Genomic DNA, 19,557 nt, shown 5'->3' on the forward strand with positions numbered 1-19,557 from the left:
AATGATTACTGCAAATATGGTTCCAACAAACTTATTGATAGAGAGACTTTCAGAATACATTAAACAAAACGTAAAGGAGATTCAGCCACCTGAGTGGTCCTTATTAACAAAAACTGCTAGCTATAAAGAACGGTTACCAGATAACGCAGAAAACTGGTGGTATACGAGAACTGCATCGTTGCTGAGTAGACTATATAAAGGAAGTTTAGGCGTAGAAAAGGCAAAGATAGAATATTCTGGAAGCAAAAGAAGAGGGTCTATACGTCCTAGATCAGTAAAAGCTCCAGGACATTCAACTAGGCTCATATTTCATCAATTAGAAAAAGCTGGGCTAGTAACTAAGACAAAGAAAGGTAGGGTACTTTCGCCTAAGGGAAGGTCTATGTTAGATACTATTTCATACGAAATATTTAAAGAGCTGGCATCACATAATACATCTTTGACAAAATACCTGGGGTGAATGTTCTATGTCAGACGACTATATGAATGATCCGGAACTTCAAGCTCTACTTTCAAGGAAAGCTCAAACAGAAAATAGAAGAATGGCTGAAGAGAGACAGAAAAAAGCTGAAATGGAAGCTAGAAAGGATGCTTTATTAAGAGCAATATTAACTCCTGAAGCTAGAGAAAGGTTAAATAACGTAAAACTAGTTAGACCAGAAATAGTCGAGTCCTTAGAAGATCAGCTAATAGCTCTAGCTCAAGCTAGAAGAATTAAGATACCTGTTACCGATGACGAATTAAAGGAGATCCTTTCTCAACTCGCAGATCAAGAAAAGAGAGACTTTAAGATACAAATAAGAGAAAGAGGATGGAAATGAGTAGAAATAAACCATCAGGAAAAAAGAACAGGCTTGGAAAAGCGATGAATTCCAATAAGGCAATTCCAGCCTGGGTAATCCTCAGAACTGGAGCAAAATTAAAGACAAATCCCCTTAAGAGAAACTGGAGAAGAAGTAAGTTAAAGGTGTGATTTATGAAAGAGAAAGATAATTTCGAAATGGTAATAAATCTGAGAAAAATAGCTACTGGGAAGAGAACAAAAAGAGCCCCAAGAGCCTTACGTGAAATAAAGGAAATTATATCAAGACACTTTGGTGCAGAGAAAGTAATAATAGATCCTGTATTAGCCAATGCAATATCAACTAATGGATACGATAAAGTAGTTAGTAGAGTAAGGGTTATAACGAGCAAAATAGATGAAAAAACATATTTGGTAAAGTTAGCAATTAAGCAAGAATGAATGTCCAAAGAATTAGTATTTTCGGCACAGATAATATAGGAGTTTACATGTTTTCTAATGATAAGTACTCTTTTATTCCTCCTGGCTTGGATAAAGACGTAAAAGAAGCAATCCAAGAAAATTTAAAAACAGAAATAATAGAGACGACAGTATCTGATAGTTTCCTTTTAGGAGTTCTGATATGCGGGAACAATGACTCTATTCTACTACCTAGAAGTGTAAGGGACGATGAGGTGAGTAAGATAAAAATGATTGCAAAAGATTCAAGAATTCAAGTTATTGATATAAAGGCTACTGCGCTAGGAAATACTATATTGACTAATGATAACGGAGCTCTAATTTATCCAGATTTTTCTGAAGTTGAATTAAAGAAAATAAAAGAAGCACTAAACATGGACAATGTAATTAAGGGAAGAATAGCTCATGTTTCTGTAGTAGGTTCAGTCGGAGTGGTAACAAAAAAGGGAGGAGTAGTACATATTGATGCGACAGAGGAGGAAATAAAAAGCTTAGAAAACTTGTTCAAAGTTAAGATAGATATAGGTACAGTAAACTTCGGTAGCGCTTTCATAAGGAGCGGATTAGTAGCTAACAGTAATGGAGTACTAATAGGTTCGTCAACTACAGGTCCGGAGATTTTAAGAATTCAAAACGCTTTGAGTTAAGTGAGATGACAGAAGTAAAGTTTTACTTAGTAAGAGGAACGGCCTTGTTTAACGAAAGTAACTTTCCGACTCCTCAGAAATTCACCAAATATGTTAGAGCTTTGAATGAAAATCAAGCTAAGGAATACGTTTACAACACCTTAGGCACTAAAAACAAAATAAAGAGAGGTAACATAAGGATAGAAGAGATAAAGGAAGTCTCTCCAGAGGAAGTTAAAGATAGAAAAGTAAAAGAAATGGAAAAGATAACAAAGATAATAATGTGATAATTATGTCTGATCAGCAAGGAAGAGTCACAGTAACTCTAGAGGATCTTCTAGCACAAGCAGATTTGCTAAAAAAACAAATTGAAGATTTGCAGAAAACACAAAATGAATTAACTGAAACCATTCTTTCTATAAAGTCTGCAAAGGATGTTATTCAAGAGCTAAAGGCGCAACAAGAGGTAATGGTTAGTGGTGATAAGAAGGGTTATCTAATTTTTACAGTTGAACAGAAACCCCTTCAAAAGGTTTTAGTTTATCTAGGTCTTTCATATTATGCAGAGACTGATATTGATAACGCAATTAAGATACTAGATTCAAGAGAAAATGAGGTTAATGAAGCTTTACAAGAAGTGGCTAAGAGGTTATCAGATGCAGCTACGATGTATGAAAGAATAGCAGATATATTGAGGAATATACAAGAACAAAGTAAAGGTGATAGCTCTGTTTCGACAGAATAAAGAAAGCATTTTCTTCATTTGCTAATAAGCTAACACAAAAAGAATCAGAGGAAAATACAGATCAACAATTACAAACTCTACCAGAGAATCAGGAAAGGAAAGAGGATAAAGAAAAATCTACTATTCCTGAAAAATCAAGTGAAGGAAAAGTATCAGAAGACACTACTAGCTATTCTCTAAATACTGAAGGAGAAAAGAAGGAAAAGGAACAAAGATTTGGTTTTCTTAATTTTTTCAAATACAAAGAAATAAAAGAAGATGATGTATCGGATATAGTAGAGGAATTAAGAACCGAACTTCTAGAGAGTGATATTTCCTACGATATTACAGAAAAAATTCTTGAGGATTTAAAAAGTTCATTGATAGGAAAAAAAATTTCTAGGAGAGAAGATATAGAAGAGTTAGTTAAAGATTCTCTAAAAAAATCAATAAAAGAAATTTTAGAAAAAAATAACTCTTACCTAGATGTTATGGAAAGAGTTAAGATAAAAAGACCATATGTAGTAATGTTCTTTGGAGTTAACGGCGTAGGAAAGACTACGACTATAGCCAAATTTGCCTATATGTTAAAGAAGAGAGGTCTTAAAGTGATTGTTGCAGCAGCAGATACGTTTAGAGCAGCCGCTCAGGAGCAACTAGCTATTCATTGTGAAAAACTAGAAATTCCACTAGTTAGAGGTAAATATGGAGGAGACCCTGCATCAGTAGCATTTGATGCGATTCAGTCAGCGAAAAGTAGAGGATTTGACGTTGTACTAATAGATACCGCTGGAAGAATGCACACTGACAAGGATCTTACGGAAGAACTAAAAAGAATAGTTAGAATATCTAAGCCCGATCTTAAGCTCCTAGTATTAGATTCGTTAGCTGGTAATGATGCGCTAGAGCAAGCCAAGTATTTTGAACGGGTTGTAGATTATGATGGAGTTATTCTTACTAAGATTGATGCAGACACAAAAGGCGGTATAGCAATATCTTTAGCCTACGAACTTAAAAAACCAGTCTTATATATAGGGATAGGACAAACATATGATGATTTGATACCCTTTACACCTGAATGGATTATGGAAAGACTTTTCAGTTAAATTAATTTCTTAGATATACGATATTCACTCATGAGCTTAGTTGATAGGATAAAGAGACTTCCAGACGACTGGAGAAGGATAATTAGTGTCTCAAAAAAACCAGATAAAAACACATTCAATCTTTATCTTAAAGTAACATTGATCGTTATGGCATTTGTTGGACTCATAGCGTTTTTAATCCAATTAGCTGTATCAACACTTCACTTAGTAGGGTGAATTTATTGGAAGCTAAAGTAAGAAATTATTATGCTATCAAAGTAACTGGTGGCCAAGAAATAGGCGTAAGCCTTATGTTAGAAGAAAGAATAAAAACTAATCAGATAAACGAAATCTATTCTATTATCGCACTACCAAATCTAAAAGGATATATAATTGTTGAAGCAATAAGTCCATCTGCGGTAAAGATTCTAATTTCTGGAATAAGACATGTAAGGGGAATGGCTCAAGGACTAATTTCACGAGACGATATTTTAAAGATTATATCAAAGAAATCTGTTGGTCCTACTCTAAAGGTAGGAGATATGGTAGAAGTGACTTCTGGACCTTTTAGAGGTATGCAGGCCCAGGTAGTGAGTGTTGATGAAAGTAAGGGAGAAGTAGTGTTAAATATTTTGGAATCAGCTTTTCCTTTGCAGGTTACTATACCTGTGGATCAAGTAAAACTAAGTAAAAAATAAGGTGTAAAATATGGCTAATAAAACTATAAAAATAGTGGTGGAAGGGGGAAATGTAAAACCAGGTCCCCCGCTTGGGCCTACTCTCTCACAGCTCAAGTTAAACGTAGGAGAAGTTGTAAAAAAAATAAACGATGCAACGGCTAGCTTTAAGGGGATGACTGTTCCAGTAACTATTAATGTTGACGTTGACACGAAAAAGTATGAGATTTCTGTAGGAATTCCGACCACCACCTCGCTTTTACTTAAAAAGGCCGGAGCTCAAGGTCCATCTGGAGATCCTTCACATAAGAAAGTCGGAAACGTAAGCCTAGATGATGTAATAGAGGTAAGTATAACAAAAAAACCCTCACTCACCTCAAAGGAATTAAAAGGAGCCATTAAATCTGTATTGGGAACAGCACATACTATAGGATTAACCGTTGATAATAAAGAACCTAAATCCTTAGTTAAAGAGATAGAAGAGGGTAAATATGACGAAATAATATCTAAATATGTAGACAAGTGGAACGGGAGTGAGGCTTGATGATAGCACAAAAAGATAAAATAAGTGAAGCAATAGGAGAAGCTCTTTCTGAAAAAAATAACCCAAAGAGAGGGTTTACCCAAAGCGTAGAACTAATAGTCACTTTTAAGGAAGTAAATATGAAAAGAGGAGATGTAAAACTCAGAGAGATAGTCGTCCTACCTAAACAACCAAGTAAATTGAAGAGCGTACTTGTTGTTCCATCTTTAGAGCAAATGGAATCCGCAAAAAAAGTTCAGCCTAACGTTCTTCTTTCAAAAGAGGAATTACAAAAGCTTCAAGGGCAAAAGAGAGCTATTAAGAAGCTTGCAACAAAAAATGACTGGTTCCTTATATCTCAGGATACTATGTCAATAGCAGGTAGAATTTTAGGACCGGCCCTTGGTCCTAGAGGGAAATTCCCTACACCCTTACCTACAACACCTGATATTTCAGAGTACGTCCAGAGATTTATGAGATCAACTCTGGTGAAGACTAAAGATCAACCCCACACTCAAACTTTCATTGGCTCTGAAGAACAAAAACCTGAAGACCTAGCAGAGAATGCTCTTGCAGTACTTAACGTTATAGAGGGAAAAATAAGAAGCGCATCTATTATAAGGGCATTATATGTAAAGACAACTATGGGAAAACCAATTCAAATCTCACTAAAGTGATGTAAAATGAGCCTTGTTACACAACAGAGAAAAATACCTGATTGGAAAATAGAGGAAGTGAAGGAACTAGAGGCGATTATAAAGAAGAGTAAAAGCGTAATTATAGCTAGCTTACAGGGATTCCCAGCTGATAAGCTACATGAAATTAGGAAAAACCTAAGAGATATAGCAGAGTTAAGGGTTTCAAAGAACTCATTATTCAGTATTGCGGCAAAGAATTCTGGAATAAATACAGAGTTACTCTCAAAGTACTTAACGGGAACTAATGCATTCATATTTACGAACAGAAATCCGTTCGAAATCTCAATAATGCTGTCTAAATTTAAGCTAAAGAGATATGCAATTCCAGGCGATAAGGCTGACGAAGAAGTGGTGATTCCGGCCGGAGATACAGGGATAGCAGCTGGACCTATGTTAAGCGTATTCGGAAAGTTAAAGATCAAAACAAAAGTCCAAGATGGAAAGATTCACGTGATAAATGATACCACTATAGCTAAACCAGGAGAAGAGATACCGGCTGACGCTGTACCTATACTTCAGAAGCTAGGGATAATGCCAGTTTACGTTAAGCTATCATTCAAGGCCGCATATGATGAAGGACTACTGATAGAAGGAAGTCAGTTAGAGATAAACCTAGACAGTTATAGAACTCAGGTAATAGAGGCATACAGAAACATTATGGCGTTAGCTACTGAAATAGCATATCCAGTTCCAGAAGTACTGAAGATTAGTATTGAGAAAGCTATGAGGAATGCTATGTCTTTATCCACCGAAATTGGCTATTTAACTCCTGACAATGCTCAGTTCGTTATATCAAGTGCACAGGCTAAAGCTCTAGCTTTAGCTTCAGCGATAGGAGACAAAGTTGACCTAGGAATACAAGTACAGGTGCCTAAACCAGCAAAGGAAGAAAAGAAGGAAGAGAAGAAGGAAGAGGAAGAGAAGAAAGGACCAAATGATGAAGAGATAGCAGGAGGACTATCCTCACTATTCGGTTAAGAAAGCTTTTAATTTCCATGAACTAAAAATGGGTGAATAAAAATGGAGTATATATATGCAAGTTTGCTCCTACACTCAGCTAAAAAGGATATCACTGAGGATAGCTTAAAGAATATACTAGTTGCTGCTGGAATATCGGCTGACGATGCGAGAGTTAAAGCAGTAGTAGCTGCGCTAAAGGAAGTTAATATAGATGAAGTGCTTAAGAATGCGGCTGCAGCTCCGGTAGCTGCAGTAGCCACAGCTGCGCAACCAGCAAAGGAAGAAAAGAAGGAAGAGAAGAAGGAAGAGGAAGAGAAGAAAGGACCAAGCGAAGAAGAAATCGCTGGCGGACTATCCTCACTATTCGGTTAAGAAAGCTTTTTTTGAATCTCTCTTATTAACAAAAGTTCACATATAGTCTTTTTACTTCCTTTATTCTGTAATATAACGATGAAAGTAAGCGAGGAAGAATATAGACTTAAGTTCTTTAAAGATAATGGATATCTTAGGAAAGAATGTAAAGTATGCAGAACTCCGTTTTGGACTACAGAACCTAATAGAGATAACTGCGCAGATATTCCTTGTTCTGACTACTATTTTTTAGATAGTAACATATCTAAGTTAAACTGGTCAGTTTCTGAAGCCAGGAAAAGATTTCTTGGTTTTTTCAATAAACACGGACATGAAATAATTCCGCCAAAACCAGTATTAGCAAGATGGAGAAATGACATTTATCTAACTATAGCTAGTATAGTTGATTTTCAGCCTCATGTGACTAGTGGTATAGTTCCACCACCTGCTAATCCGCTAGTGATTTCTCAACCTTGTATAAGATTAGAAGATGTAGACAACGTTGGTATAACATTTGGGAGACATCTTACTACTTTCGAAATGGGAGGTCATCATGCATTTAACTATCCAGATAAGTTCATCTATTGGAAAGACGAAACGTTAGAATTATCGAAAGAGTTCTTTGTAGAAGAGATGAAAATACCTGAAGAAATGCTAAACTTTAAGGAGTCTTGGTGGGAAGGAGGAGGAAATGCGGGACCTTCCTTCGAAGTTACTGTAGGTGGTCTTGAATTAGCAACACTAGTATTTATGCAATATAGTATTCTAAATGGTGAATACATACCACTAAAGCTTAAAGTAGTTGACACTGGTTATGGAATAGAAAGATTAGCTTGGTTTACTCAAAAGACGCCAACTTCTTTTCATGCAATATATGGAAACTTAGTATACACGTTCTTCAGAAAGCTAGGACAACAATACGTCGATGAGGAAATGCTCAAACATGCGGCAAGATTAGCCGGGAGGATAGATACGGATAAACCTGAGACTATAGAACTGCATAGGCTAGAGGTTGCTAAAACACTTAACATGGATGCGGAAGTTGTGAAAGAAGAGCTAACTAGAGCTGCTAGGGTATTTCAGGTTTTGGATCATACTAAAACAATAGGGCTTATGCTTGCTGATGGACTTGTACCTTCTAATTCTGGAGAGGGATATTTAGGAAGACTTCTTATAAGAAGAGCCCTTAGAGTAATAAAACTACTAGGTTCTAATGTAAGATTAATTGATTTAATGAAAGATCAGATAGATTTCTGGAAAGAAGACTTTCCCGAAATGCTAAGGAACAAGGACTATATCCTCGACGCTGTAGAGTATGAAGAGGAGAAATTTCAAGAAATTATACAAAGAGTACCTTCAATTATATCTACCATATCAAAAAAGAAGGGAAAAATAGAAGAAGAAGAGCTTATTAAAATATATGATACAAACGGAATACCTCCAGACATACTTAGTGAAGAACTGAAAAAAAGAGACGGTATCCAGCTTGATATCCCCTCGAATTTTTATGCTCTTGTTGCTAGAAGACATCAAACAGCACCACTCAAAGCCGAGAAGGAGAAAGCAAAATTACCATCAGAAATTATAAAATTTGCAAAGAACTTTAGACCAACTGAAAAATTGTATTATAAAGATCAATATTTAAGGGATTTTGACGCTGAAATTCTAGGAGTTAAGGATAATTTCGTGATCTTAGACAGAACAGCATTCTACCCAGAAGGTGGAGGACAATTAGGCGATAAGGGTAAAATAATAGTAAATGGAAAAGAGTACGATGTCCTTGACACTCAAGTCTCTAGTGATGTAATAGTTCATGTTTTAGAAACTGCTAATGGACTTAAGCCTGGAGATAAGGTTCATGCTGAGATAGATTGGCAAAGAAGATATAGATTAATGAAACATCATACTGTAACTCACGTAATTTTAGGTGCTGCTAAGAAACTATTAGGTGATCATGTGTGGCAAGCTGGAGCTGAGAAAACTCCTGATAAAGGAAGACTCGACATTACTCATTATAAAATGCTAACAGAAGAAGAAATCAGAAAAATTGAGGATATATCAAATTATATAATTAATGATAGAAGACCTGTAAGGGCGTTTGAGATGGGAAGAGTAGAAGCCGAGCTAAAATTCGGAGTCTCTATATATGAAGGAGGAGTTCCAGAAAAAGCTAACATACGTTTATTGGAGATAAAGGACTGGGATATTGAGGGATGTGGAGGTACACATGTATCAAACACTAGCGAAATAGGTGGAGTAAAAATAATAAATGTTGAGAAAATTCAAGAAGGGGTAATTAGACTAGAGTATGTTGCAGGTGATGTAGTATCAAAATATGCTAGAGAATTAGAGGAAAGGATTAACGACGTAGCAAAAACCCTTGGGACGTCTTCAGAGGAATTAAACAAAAGAGTTCACAGATTTACACAAGAGATAAAGGAAAAGGAAGATTTAGTTCTTACATTAAAGAGATATTACATAGAAAATACTCTTGCTGAATTAAAGGCAGAAAATATCGATAGCATAAGATTTTATAGTATCATAAATCCATTAGACCAGGATTCTTCTAAGGAAATAATGAGAAGATTAACTTCAGATAATAAAACAGTTGCGATAAGCCTTATGAAAGATAAGAATTCAATAATAGTTGATATAGCGACTTCGAAGGATATCAAAGTCGATAGTATTATAGATAATCTTAGGAAACTAGGCGGTAAAGGAGGAGGCAAAGGAACTTTTGGTAGTATCAGATTCAACGAGATGAAAATAGAGGACATCCTAGATGCTATTAAGAAGGGACTTAAGGGAAGCATTTAGTGATTATAAATATTTTCTTAATCGTGGATATACAAGGAAAATTGCCCTGGAAGCTGTTACATCTAGATATTCTTTATCCTCCTCAGAAAAGCTATTGCTCTACAGATGTACTCATTCAGATAAAGAGATACAAGATCTAAGATCCAAGATCATAGAACATCCTGACGAGATTTTAGTGGATGGATATAACGTTGCTATAACTATAATTAATGCAAGAGATAACGATGAATCATTTCTATGCGATGATGGATTTGTAAGAGATTTGGGATTAGGTAAAAAGAAATTTGATAAGAGAATATTAGATACCCTGTTTTTGATCGCTAAATACGCTACTGATACTAAAATTAAATGTGAGATCTTACTGGATGCACAAATTTCCCACAGTGGAGAAATTGCTTCAGAATTAAGAAAAAGAGGAGTTCTGGCTAATACCGCAAAGACAGTTGACAGCTTACTAATTCATTCATCGATACCAATTTCCACTAATGACTTTCTTGTATTAAATTCTGCAAAAATAATCTACAATCTAACACTGCGCGTTTTAGAAAAGCTTAGCGTAAGACTCGTTAAGATTCCAGATGATATATAGATGGTGTGGCGGACCCGGCGGGATTCGGACCCGCGACCACCGACTAACTCGACCTATAGGAGGCCGGCGCTCTATCCTGGCTGAGCTACGGGTCCACAGTTACAAGTAAAAGAGCTATCAAAAAAGGTTTACTCTTTTTAGGTGTTTGAGATTATTAGATACTTCAAGATAAAACATTAAGAGTAGTTCTTATGATCGAGAAATGATAAACAGATGTAAAAACGGAATTAATATGCTGAAGCTTTCACGAAATGAAGATCTTTCAATGTACATGGAAAAAATTCTCTACTGCGTCCTTTGACATAAAAAGGAAATCTCATAACTATTTTCTTAAACTAAGAAGCTATACTGTTGTGAGTGTAAGTTTTAGCTACGATATGAGTAACTTAGGGAAGTTACATAATTAATAAAAATAATGAGTTTTAAGAGTTTTACTCACATTCTCATAGTGTGCTAATGTAAACTTAACTTAGATCTAGTACTCACTGGAGTTAAACAAAAATTCTACAATTTATAAGAATACTATAATAATTCAACTAGTTTTTAGATAGTACTTTAAAATAATAATTTTAATTAACATATTTTTAATCTTGATCTCTCTCGATATCTTCTGACTATAATGACTTCTGTAGAATCAATGATTTTTCTGTTATATAACGGGGCATAATTTAATATTAATATATTTATATAAATCAATTATCGGCCATATTATGATTTTCCTTTATTTGGGAATTAGGGGATATGCCTAATTTATGGGTATTAAAATAATCCAATTAAGATAACCACAATAAGTCTTATAAATCATTAATGAAAGAGTTGCGTGGAGGGTACAAGAACAGGAGATGGAAGAGCAATTAACTTTCCAAACCCCTAAGGATAGGATAATTGGAAAGCATGTTTTCGGAAATCTTTATGATATTGATCCTAGAATTCTAAACGATCAAGACTTCCTAAAGAACGTAATCCTAGAAGCGGTTAATATAGCTAACATGAAATTAGTTGAGGCTAAGGCATGGAGTTTCGGGGGCAAGAAAGGAGGTGTTTCCGTGCTTGCCCTTATAGAGGAAAGCCATATAGCTCTTCATACATGGAATGAGTACAATTATGCAACTATCGATGTCTATACTTGTGGAGAGAACAGTGAACCACAAAAGGCGTTTAATTATATAACGGAAAAATTAAAACCTAAACGCTACCAATCTTTCTATGCTGATAGAAGCTCAGATTAATTTTTATTAGTAAAAATTTTTCAATAGTCTTTTGTCTATATACCCTATAGACAGTACAGAAAACCTTTAAATTATTGAAATAAGTTATGAAAAGATGCGTTCAGGTATTGTGGGTTGGGGATCCTATATCCCTAAATATAGAATTAACGTAAAGGATATAGCGTCCCTATGGGGAAAAGAAGGCGGGATCATAAAGTCCCTTGGCTTAACGGAAAAATCTGTTCCATCTGCAGATGAAGACTCGACAACTATGGCTATTGAAGCTTCTAGAAATGCTCTGATTAGGGCTAAGGTTGAACCTCAGAATGTTCAGATAGTTCTCTTTGGATCCGAATCTAAGGTATATGCTGTTAAGCCAACTTCCTCGATAGTAATAGACTCTCTGGGAATTTCGAATTACTCAATGAGCGCTGATCTCGAGTTTGCATGCAAAGCTGCATCAGCTGGATTAGGGATGGAACTAGCAATGGTAGAGAGCGGAAGAATAAATTATGGATTAGTTATAGGATCTGATACTGCTCAGTCTAATCCAGGTGATGTACTCGAACTTAGTTCAGCTTCTGCAGCTGTATCTTTTGTGGTTGGAAGAGGAGATGAATCGGCAGCTATACTGGAAGCCATGGCATCTTTTACCTCAGACACTCCGGATTTCTGGAGAAGAGATGGAACACCATATCCATTACATGGTGAGGCTTTTACTGGAGAGCCAGCATATTTTGCCCATATAATATCAGCTGTTGACAAGTTAATGCAGGACAATGGTTTTACAGTAAGGGATTTTGATTATTTTGTTTTTCATCAACCTAATGGTAAATTCCCAATACAAGTTGCCAAAAAATTAGGAGTTCCTCAAGAGAAAGTAAAGTCAGGTCTAGTTTCACCATTCATAGGGAATCCATATAATGCTTCAGCTCTCTTAGGATTTGCCAAGGTTTTAGATATTGCTAAACCTGGAGAAAGAATCCTAGTAGCTCCTTTTGGAAGCGGAGCTGGAGCTGACGCTTTTAGCTTTACTATAACTGACGAAATAACTGAAAGGCAAAAATTAACTCATACAACAGAGTATTATATAAATAATAAAAAACTTGTTAATTATGCCGAATATGCTAAACAAACTAACAAATTCAAGGTGTATGAGTAATGCCAAACGTACTAATCTCAGCAACTTCAATGATAAAAATAGACAGGTATTACGAGTACGACTTAATGGATCTAGCAACACAGGCAGTTGTTAAATTACTAGAAAAAACCAATGAAAACATAAAACCAGATGTTGTTATTTTTTCTAATACATATGCAGAAAAAACAGTAAGTCAAGTTTCCTTAGCATCTAAGCTCTGTAATAATCTAGGAATATCAGCTATGCCGATAAGAATAGAAAATGGAGATGCAAGTGGAGGCGCTGCAGTTTCAACCGCATATTACTTATTGAAGTCAGGTGAAATTAAGTCTGCCCTAATAGTAGGAGCTGAAAAAATGGGTGATTTTCCAGCCAGCTATCTGAATGAAATAGTTTCTGAGAATCTAAACGAAAAGTATCAAGAAAAAGTCGGTTTAACCACACAATCGTTTTCTGCTATTCAAATGAAAGAGTATATGAAAAAGTATGGAGTAACTTATGATTACTTTGCTCAATGGCCTGTTTACATGCACAAATACGGTTCGGAAAATCCATATGCATACCTTAAGTTCCCGGTAGACCTAAAGACAGTAAAAGAATCACAGCTCGTTTCTGATCCTCTAAGAATATTTGATACTGCAGCAAGAGCAGATGGCGCGTCAGCAATTTTAATGACTAATGAGGAATTAGGAAAGAAGATCAGTGAGAATTACGTGAAAGTCAAAGCTGTAGGTTTCTCCACCTCTGAGTTCAGAATAGGTGAAATACCATCAGTTCACGGAGCTTTAAAAACCTTAGGTGATGTAAAAGCTGATTTAATGGAGATTCACGATTCCTTCTCTATTAATGCTGCTCTAATCTTAGAAGAAATGGGCTATCCAAGAGGTAAGTCTCTCGATAACTTAAATGAAATACCTGTTAATCCAAGCGGAGGACTTAAGTCTAGAGGATACCCTGGTGGAGCAACAGGTATATATCAGGTCTCAGAAATTACGCAGCAACTTTTAGGAGTTTTCCCAGGACATAGAATTAGTGGAAATAAAGGATTAGTAATTTCAACAGACGAGTTAGGTACTTCTGCTTATACAATTCTTCTTGAGAGGTGAGAAGGATGAATGTATTTCCACCACAAGTTTGGAGAGAAAAGGAAACACTGTATAGACTAATAGGAGGAAAATGTAATTGTGGAAACGTTATTTTTCCGTATTCTCCAGTCTGCAATAAATGCGGGTCCACATCTGTATCAAAAATTAAGCTAAGCGGAAAAGGTATATTGCTTCAATATACCGTTACATACCAACATAGACCAGGCTTTGAAAAAACTCAGCCGACATACGTAGGCTTAATAAAACTACAGGAAGGACCAGAAATCATAGCACCACTAACTGATGTAGATGAAGGAGAACTAAAAGAAGGAGATAAAGTAGAGGCAGTAATAAGAAGAATAAAGAGCGACTCTAATAACGGACTAATAGTTTACGGAACTAAATTTAGGCTGATAAAGGATGGAGATAAATGATAAAATAACAGAGATAGTAGAGAAGATTGTTACTGGAGAGATAAAGCTTCATGAAGTGGACAATTATCTTGAAGCAAATGCTGCAATGGTCGCTAGAAGGATTGCGTTAGAAAAGATTCTTAATATTTCTTTACCTTCAATAGGTTCCACTATTCTTGATTATTCAGAAATAAAAAATAGAAATGCAGAAAATGTTATTGGAGGAATCCAAGTACCTGTAGGCGTAATAGGACCGCTAAAGGTGAATGGAGATTACGCTCAAGGTGAATTCTATGTGCCCATGGCAACAACAGAAGGTGCTCTTATAGCCAGTACAAATAGAGGTGCAAAAGCAATAACGGACAGTGGTGGAACAAATACAAAAATAATCTTTGATGGTATGGCAAGATCGCCTCTCTTTTACTTAAAAAGTATAGCAGATGTCAAGGAATTCTTGGAGTGGATAGAAGAGAACCAGGATAGGATTAAAGAAACTGCTAACTTGACTACGGTCCATGGAAAACTTATAGAAATCAAACCATTTATTTTAGGTAATAATGTATGGATAAGACTAGTTTTTGACACGGGCGATGCAATGGGGATGAACATGGCCACTATAGCCTCAGAGAATGTGTGCAGTATGATAGAAAGAGAATTTCAAAGAGCTAAATGTGTTGCAGTTAGCGGAAATATGTGTACTGATAAGAAGCAATCTATGGTTAACTCCTTACTTGGTAGAGGGAAAACGGTAGTAGCTGAAGCAATTATCAAAGAAGAAGTTCTCAAAAAGACCCTCCATACAACTGCTGAAAAAATACATGATGTGAACTTAAGGAAAAACTTGTTAGGTAGTGCTAGAGCTGGAAACTCTTATCAGTTTAACGCTCATTTTGCTAATGTTATAGCTGCGATATTTTTGGCAACTGGACAAGATATGGCTCAAGTTGTTGAAAGTAGTTCAGGTTACACGTGGACAGAGGTAAGAGGATCTGACTTGTACATAACCGTAACACTAACGTCATTAGAGATAGGCACAGTAGGAGGAGGAACTAGACTTCCTACTCAGATAGAAGCATTGTCTATAATGGGAGTAGGAGGAGGAGGAAATCCTCCAGGAAGTAATGCGAAGAAATTTGCAGAAATAATAGCTTCTGCTGTGCTTAGCGCTGAACTAAACCTTCTTTCTGCTCTAGCTAATAAAGAGTTAGGAAGAGCTCATAAAGCATTAGGTCGAAACATCAAAACTTAATTTCTTTCTCAATTAATATAACAGCTATGGATATTCCAAAAGAACTAGAGGAAGTAATTAACATAACAAGACAAGAAAACCAATGGCGTAGGACTGAGACAATTAACTTAATTGCGTCTGAAAACGTAATGAGTCCTACTGCAGAAGCTGTGTATATGAGTGATTTTATGGCTAGATACGCTGAAGGAAAACCATACAAGAGGTTTTATCAAGGAACAAAGTATGCAGATGAGATAGAAGTTTTAGCTATGAACTTAATGAATGATATAACGCCTGCAAAGTTTTCCGATTTACGACCAATTAGCGGTACCATAGCCAATGCAGCAGTGTTTAGGGTCTTGGGTAATCCTGGAGATAAAGCGTTAATAGCCCCAGTTCAAGCAGGTTCTCATGTTAGTCACACTAAGTTTGGAACTTTAGGAACTTTAGGTATAGAGCATATAGAGATGCCTTATGATAAGGATAGAATGAACGTTGATGTAGACAAAGCTGGTAAAATGATTGAGGAAATTAGACCCAAGTTCGTTGTACTTGGTGGAAGTTTATATCTATTTCCTCATCCTACTAAGGAATTATCTCCGTACGTTAAGTCAGTCAACGCTAAGCTAGTTTATGATGCTGCCCATGTTTATGGTTTAATAGTTGGGAAGGTTTGGAGTAATCCATTAGACGAAGGAGCAGACTACATGACTACATCTACTCACAAAACTTTTCCTGGACCTCAAGGCGGATCTATACTCTCTAATAACGAAGAGGACTTTAAGAAAGTTTCAAGGACAATATTTCCATGGTTTGTTAGTAATCATCATTTACATAGATTACCTGCAACTGCAGTAGCTTTGATTGAAATGAAGTACTATGGAAAAGAATATGCAACACAGATTATTAAAAATGCAAAAAAGTTAGCTGAGGCTTTAGCTGAAAGGGGATTTAATGTTATAGGAGAACATTTAGGGTACACAAAAAGCCATCAAACCGCAGTTGACGTGAGAAAATTCGGAGGTGGAGCTAAAGTAGCGAAGCTTCTTGAGAGCGCTAATATCATTGTTAACAAGAACTTACTTCCTTATGATTCTCCAGAATCAGTAAATGATCCTAGTGGAATAAGAATAGGAGTTCAAGAAATGACCAGATTTGGAATGAAAGAAGGAGAAATGGAAGAAATTGCCGATTTATTTAAACAGATCGTAGTGGAAAATAGGGACATTAATGAAATGAAAAAGAAAGTTAGTGAATTCAGAAAACAATATCTTGATATAAAATATACATTCAACGTGGATCTATCATCATATTCTACAAAAAGTATTCCTATGATTATCTGACTATTATCACTGTTACAGAAGCGTTAGCTGTTACTGAAAGAGCAACTGAACCAATGTTTATGTCACTATTTACGCTAGTACCTCTAGAACCGAGCAATATAGCATCATATGTGTCTTCGTTTACTGTCCTTAGGATTTCATTAGAAACACTACTTTCCTTCTGAATCTTAATTACCTTGAACTCATATTCAATTTTTTTCCCTACTCTCTCATCGACTTTCTTACGTATGTGTTCTATATCCTCACATGTAGAACAAACGTATAATACAGACACTTTAGAACCATATCTTAAGCTAAAATCTGTAGCTAGTTCTAAAGCTCTTAAGCTATTCTCTGATCCATCAATTGGAACCAAAATTTTTCTAAACCATAAACTTACTGTATATGTTGGCTCATAGTTCATATAATGTACCCCCCTCTTATTCCTAGAGTCGAATTAGTTATTTTTATTGATGTATCTACATCATTAAACCCAGTCATTGCCCTTATTGCGTCAATATTTTCTGGAACTACAATAGATTCTTGATGAACAGCATACATTACAAAAGCCTCATTTCCAGAAGTGTATACTGAATCTTCAAATACTGCAACCTCTAGGATATCGTTTCTTGGTCTGCCTAAATCCCTTGCAACTTCCAGTATTTCTGCTGTAGAGTTCACTTTTGTCTTAGACCTTATCAGAATTATTCTAGGAGTATTTTTAAAAACTTCAAGTATATCTTCTCTAGAAACCTTAGTTGAGAAAGTAACATTAAGCAAGTGCATATGCATCAATGTAGTGGGAGCTATTATAGCCATAGTAACAATATCTAAGTCTTTTAACACAGTATTGACGTCTTTAGCGTGATGACTTGGGACACTTGCTGGATCCGGAACTAAAGAATTTATAGGTCCTTTTTTTACTTCTTTCGGATCTGCTGCTCTGCGAACAATAGTTCCTCTTACTTTTTGAACTTTAGAAACCTTACCTAAACTACATATGGTTCTTAATAGGGCTGTAGTATTACAAGAAACGACCCTAACGTAGTCCTTATTTAAAGCCTCAGAATAATTACATAGAGCTGAGAACGACACATCTGCAACATTACTCTTTTCTCCTCCTTGAAATACAGCTTTTCTTTTAGATAACTGGTAAAGTTGTTTGTATTGAGCCCCTACACCATTAGGTGTAGCATCAACTACTACATCAGAATTCCTTACCATATCCTCTACTGTACCAGCTATCTTTAACCCAACCTCTTCAAATTCCTTAATTGAACTCTCAGGAACGTATAGGTTTATTCCAAGTTTACTTGCAGTAAAAGCTTCATAGTTAGGGGTAGTTTTAGCAACACCTAGAAGCTTCATATCAGGTTGAGCCAATATAGCGCTTGCTACTCTTTTGCCTATAGTCCCATAACCATTAACAGATACTCGTATCACTTTCCTACACCCCTCGACATGTTTAATGCTTCTAAGGCTGGCAGTTTTTCTCCTGCTAAGAAAAGAAGAAGCGCACCTCCACCTGTAGAAACATGAATTTTAGTTGATTCAATATCTCTAGAACCAAGCATACTTATCATATGTCCTCCTCCAATTATAACGTAACCTGGACTCTCTAACGCGTTATTTAAAAGCTCTTTACTTCCTTCTCTAAACCTTTCATCTTCTATTATACCCATGGGACCTCTCATTACAATTACTTTAGCCTCCTTAATGAACGATGAATATATGTTCATAGTAGTAAGTCCTATGTCCTTTATTGCTCCTGTCACTTTACTACTAGGTTCCTCTATCACTTTTCCCTCCTTTTCCACTCTAAAATCAACAGGAATTTCTATCGGACCACCTGAAAGTAAAATCTTTCTAGCTCTAGGTATTAATGATAATAGCCCTTTCTTTTCAAGGATATTTATGTTATCCCTTCCAAGATCTATTCCTTTTGCTACCGCAAAAAGCTCAGCTATCAACCCGCCTGTTAAGATTCTATCCGCTAATTTTCTCTTTACCAAATTTTCTATTATTCTTAAACTATCTAGAACTTTTCCCCCACCTAAAACGAAAACCTTAGGTGAATCGTCTGGATTAAAGATCTTAGATAACGCTAAAACTTCCCTTTCCATGACTCTTCCTGCAGAGGATTTCAGGATCATAGGAAACCCGACTAAGCTAGCTTGGCTTCTATGAGCTGCAGCGAAGGCGTCATTTACGTATCCGTCAAATAGGGGAGATAATCTTCTTACCAAGAAGCTCTTCGCGTGTTGCAAGGGAGAAGCCTCTATGAGTTCTTCCGAAATCAACCTAACATTATCCAAAAGTAAAATTTCGCCTGGTTTGAGCTTAGATATCCTTTCCCTCGCATAAGGACCTATAACATCATCAACAAACTCTACTGATGCACCCAAATACTTGTTGAGTAGCTTAGAGTGCTCCTCTAAGGATATAAAGTCATTATCTCCAGGCCTACCCTGATGTGACATAAGAACTACGCTATTTCCCTTTTCAATGAGTTCCTTTATCGTTGACGAATATGCCTTTATTCTAGAATAATCTAGAAGTTTTCCTGTCTCTGGATCTACTGGTGAATTAATATCTATTCTAACAAGAACCTTTTTCTCTGAAAACTGAAGATCATCGAGAGTTGGAATCTCCATTTCGTTAATCTTAATCAGAACGCATCCCCAAGATCTATAGCGAGAATGCTTTATAAAAATGACAGTATCAACTAACGTCAATCTACATTTTTCCAATTATTTTTATTAAAGATATTATATTCTCCTATGGTTCAGATGGCATTATTATTAATAATAAATATTTATAAATCATATATTAATTTTTATCAGAAAATC

General features: G+C 35.9%; 25 protein-coding genes and 1 tRNA gene. 22 read left to right on the forward strand and 4 right to left on the reverse strand.

All coding sequences use genetic code 11. The features are described 5' to 3' along the window. The first annotated feature begins 1 nt into the window (after position 1). The 16 genes from CM19_RS05495 (at position 2) to CM19_RS05570 (ending at position 10,311) form a co-directional block, all read left to right on the forward strand. Positions 2–460, forward strand: a complete 459-nt coding sequence (locus CM19_RS05495) for a 30S ribosomal protein S19e (protein WP_048099426.1) — start codon at positions 2–4, stop codon at positions 458–460. 7 nt (positions 461–467) lie between these two features. Then, positions 468–821 (forward strand): DNA-binding protein, encoded by a 354-nt coding sequence (locus CM19_RS05500; protein ID WP_048099427.1) that lies wholly within the window; start codon positions 468–470, stop codon positions 819–821. After that, positions 818–973 carry a 50S ribosomal protein L39e gene (locus CM19_RS05505; RefSeq protein ID WP_048099638.1) on the forward strand — a complete coding sequence of 52 codons (156 nt, stop codon included), beginning with the start codon at positions 818–820 and terminating at the stop codon, positions 971–973. Before CM19_RS05500 ends, CM19_RS05505 begins: the two co-directional genes overlap by 4 nt. Before the next feature lie 3 nt (positions 974–976). Beyond that, positions 977–1,243 (forward strand): 50S ribosomal protein L31e, encoded by a 267-nt coding sequence (locus CM19_RS05510; RefSeq protein ID WP_048099428.1) that lies wholly within the window; start codon positions 977–979, stop codon positions 1,241–1,243. Then, the gene (locus tag CM19_RS05515) at positions 1,240–1,908 is read left to right on the forward strand and encodes a translation initiation factor IF-6 (protein ID WP_048099429.1); all 669 of its coding nucleotides are present in this window, start codon (positions 1,240–1,242) and stop codon (positions 1,906–1,908) included. The genes CM19_RS05510 and CM19_RS05515 overlap by 4 nt, the downstream gene beginning before the upstream one ends. Positions 1,909–1,913: 5 nt before the next feature. Next, the gene (gene rpl18a / locus CM19_RS05520) at positions 1,914–2,174 is read left to right on the forward strand and encodes a 50S ribosomal protein L18Ae (RefSeq protein ID WP_048099430.1); all 261 of its coding nucleotides are present in this window, start codon (positions 1,914–1,916) and stop codon (positions 2,172–2,174) included. 5 nt (positions 2,175–2,179) lie between these two features. Then, complete coding sequence (gene pfdA / locus CM19_RS05525; protein ID WP_048099639.1) at positions 2,180–2,632, forward strand: prefoldin subunit alpha; 453 nt, start codon at positions 2,180–2,182, stop codon at positions 2,630–2,632. 122 nt (positions 2,633–2,754) lie between these two features. Continuing rightward, positions 2,755–3,717, forward strand: coding sequence for a signal recognition particle-docking protein FtsY (gene ftsY / locus CM19_RS05530; RefSeq protein WP_048099431.1), 963 nt, complete (start codon positions 2,755–2,757; stop codon positions 3,715–3,717). 30 nt (positions 3,718–3,747) lie between these two features. After that, entirely contained in the window at positions 3,748–3,933 is a 186-nt protein-coding gene (locus CM19_RS05535) for a protein translocase SEC61 complex subunit gamma (protein WP_048099432.1), read from the forward strand. 5 nt (positions 3,934–3,938) lie between these two features. Beyond that, positions 3,939–4,394, forward strand: a complete 456-nt coding sequence (locus CM19_RS05540; protein WP_081801232.1) for a transcription elongation factor Spt5 — start codon at positions 3,939–3,941, stop codon at positions 4,392–4,394. Positions 4,395–4,404: 10 nt separating this feature from the next. Continuing rightward, positions 4,405–4,917 carry a 50S ribosomal protein L11 gene (locus CM19_RS05545; RefSeq protein ID WP_048099434.1) on the forward strand — a complete coding sequence of 171 codons (513 nt, stop codon included), beginning with the start codon at positions 4,405–4,407 and terminating at the stop codon, positions 4,915–4,917. Further along, positions 4,917–5,573: a 50S ribosomal protein L1 gene (locus tag CM19_RS05550; RefSeq protein ID WP_048099435.1), complete on the forward strand. Its 657-nt coding sequence runs from the start codon at positions 4,917–4,919 to the stop codon at positions 5,571–5,573. Before CM19_RS05545 ends, CM19_RS05550 begins: the two co-directional genes overlap by 1 nt. A 6-nt stretch (positions 5,574–5,579) precedes the next feature. Then, on the forward strand, positions 5,580–6,572 hold the full coding sequence (locus tag CM19_RS05555) for a 50S ribosomal protein L10 (RefSeq protein WP_048099436.1): 993 nt from the start codon (positions 5,580–5,582) through the stop codon (positions 6,570–6,572). 42 nt (positions 6,573–6,614) lie between these two features. Then, on the forward strand, positions 6,615–6,926 hold the full coding sequence (gene rpl12p, locus CM19_RS05560) for a 50S ribosomal protein P1 (RefSeq protein ID WP_048099437.1): 312 nt from the start codon (positions 6,615–6,617) through the stop codon (positions 6,924–6,926). A 78-nt stretch (positions 6,927–7,004) separates the two neighbouring features. After that, on the forward strand, positions 7,005–9,722 hold the full coding sequence (alaS, locus tag CM19_RS05565; RefSeq protein WP_048099438.1) for an alanine--tRNA ligase: 2,718 nt from the start codon (positions 7,005–7,007) through the stop codon (positions 9,720–9,722). After that, positions 9,688–10,311, forward strand: coding sequence for a DUF434 domain-containing protein (locus CM19_RS05570; RefSeq protein WP_048099439.1), 624 nt, complete (start codon positions 9,688–9,690; stop codon positions 10,309–10,311). The genes alaS and CM19_RS05570 overlap by 35 nt, the downstream gene beginning before the upstream one ends. A gap of 6 nt (positions 10,312–10,317) precedes the next feature. Here CM19_RS05570 and CM19_RS05575 read toward each other — a convergent pair. Continuing rightward, positions 10,318–10,406, reverse strand: a tRNA-Arg gene (locus CM19_RS05575). 747 nt (positions 10,407–11,153) lie between these two features. On the opposite strand from CM19_RS05575, the gene speD reads away from it, so the two are divergent. The 6 genes from speD to glyA all read left to right on the forward strand — a co-directional run bounded on the left by speD (position 11,154) and on the right by glyA (position 16,729). Beyond that, positions 11,154–11,540: an adenosylmethionine decarboxylase gene (gene speD, locus CM19_RS05580; protein WP_048099440.1), complete on the forward strand. Its 387-nt coding sequence runs from the start codon at positions 11,154–11,156 to the stop codon at positions 11,538–11,540. Between the two features lie 94 nt (positions 11,541–11,634). After that, a complete protein-coding gene (locus tag CM19_RS05585) occupies positions 11,635–12,681 on the forward strand; it encodes a hydroxymethylglutaryl-CoA synthase (RefSeq protein WP_048099441.1) in 1,047 nt (348 codons plus the stop codon). Beyond that, positions 12,681–13,766 (forward strand): thiolase family protein, encoded by a 1,086-nt coding sequence (locus CM19_RS05590; protein ID WP_048099442.1) that lies wholly within the window; start codon positions 12,681–12,683, stop codon positions 13,764–13,766. Before CM19_RS05585 ends, CM19_RS05590 begins: the two co-directional genes overlap by 1 nt. Before the next feature lie 5 nt (positions 13,767–13,771). Further along, on the forward strand, positions 13,772–14,179 hold the full coding sequence (locus CM19_RS05595) for a Zn-ribbon domain-containing OB-fold protein (RefSeq protein ID WP_048099640.1): 408 nt from the start codon (positions 13,772–13,774) through the stop codon (positions 14,177–14,179). After that, positions 14,166–15,407, forward strand: a complete 1,242-nt coding sequence (gene hmgA, locus CM19_RS05600; RefSeq protein WP_048099443.1) for a hydroxymethylglutaryl-CoA reductase (NADPH) — start codon at positions 14,166–14,168, stop codon at positions 15,405–15,407. Before CM19_RS05595 ends, hmgA begins: the two co-directional genes overlap by 14 nt. 26 nt (positions 15,408–15,433) lie before the next feature. Beyond that, the gene (gene glyA, locus CM19_RS05605; protein ID WP_048099444.1) at positions 15,434–16,729 is read left to right on the forward strand and encodes a serine hydroxymethyltransferase; all 1,296 of its coding nucleotides are present in this window, start codon (positions 15,434–15,436) and stop codon (positions 16,727–16,729) included. Here glyA and CM19_RS05610 read toward each other — a convergent pair. From CM19_RS05610 to CM19_RS05620, 3 genes are read right to left on the reverse strand one after another with little or no spacing between them, the layout of a single operon-like run. Continuing rightward, a complete protein-coding gene (locus tag CM19_RS05610; RefSeq protein ID WP_048099445.1) occupies positions 16,722–17,132 on the reverse strand; it encodes a universal stress protein in 411 nt (136 codons plus the stop codon). The genes glyA and CM19_RS05610 overlap by 8 nt on opposite strands. Continuing rightward, positions 17,129–18,151 (reverse strand): phosphorylating glyceraldehyde-3-phosphate dehydrogenase, encoded by a 1,023-nt coding sequence (locus CM19_RS05615; protein WP_048099446.1) that lies wholly within the window; start codon positions 18,149–18,151, stop codon positions 17,129–17,131. Before CM19_RS05615 ends, CM19_RS05610 begins: the two co-directional genes overlap by 4 nt. Next, a complete protein-coding gene (locus tag CM19_RS05620) occupies positions 18,148–19,362 on the reverse strand; it encodes a phosphoglycerate kinase (RefSeq protein WP_048099447.1) in 1,215 nt (404 codons plus the stop codon). The genes CM19_RS05615 and CM19_RS05620 overlap by 4 nt, the downstream gene beginning before the upstream one ends. Positions 19,363–19,557: the final 195 nt, after the last annotated feature.

Origin of the sequence: Candidatus Acidianus copahuensis (assembly GCF_000632495.1) — an archaeon.
GTDB classification, from domain to species: Archaea; Thermoproteota; Thermoprotei_A; order Sulfolobales; family Sulfolobaceae; genus Acidianus; species Acidianus copahuensis.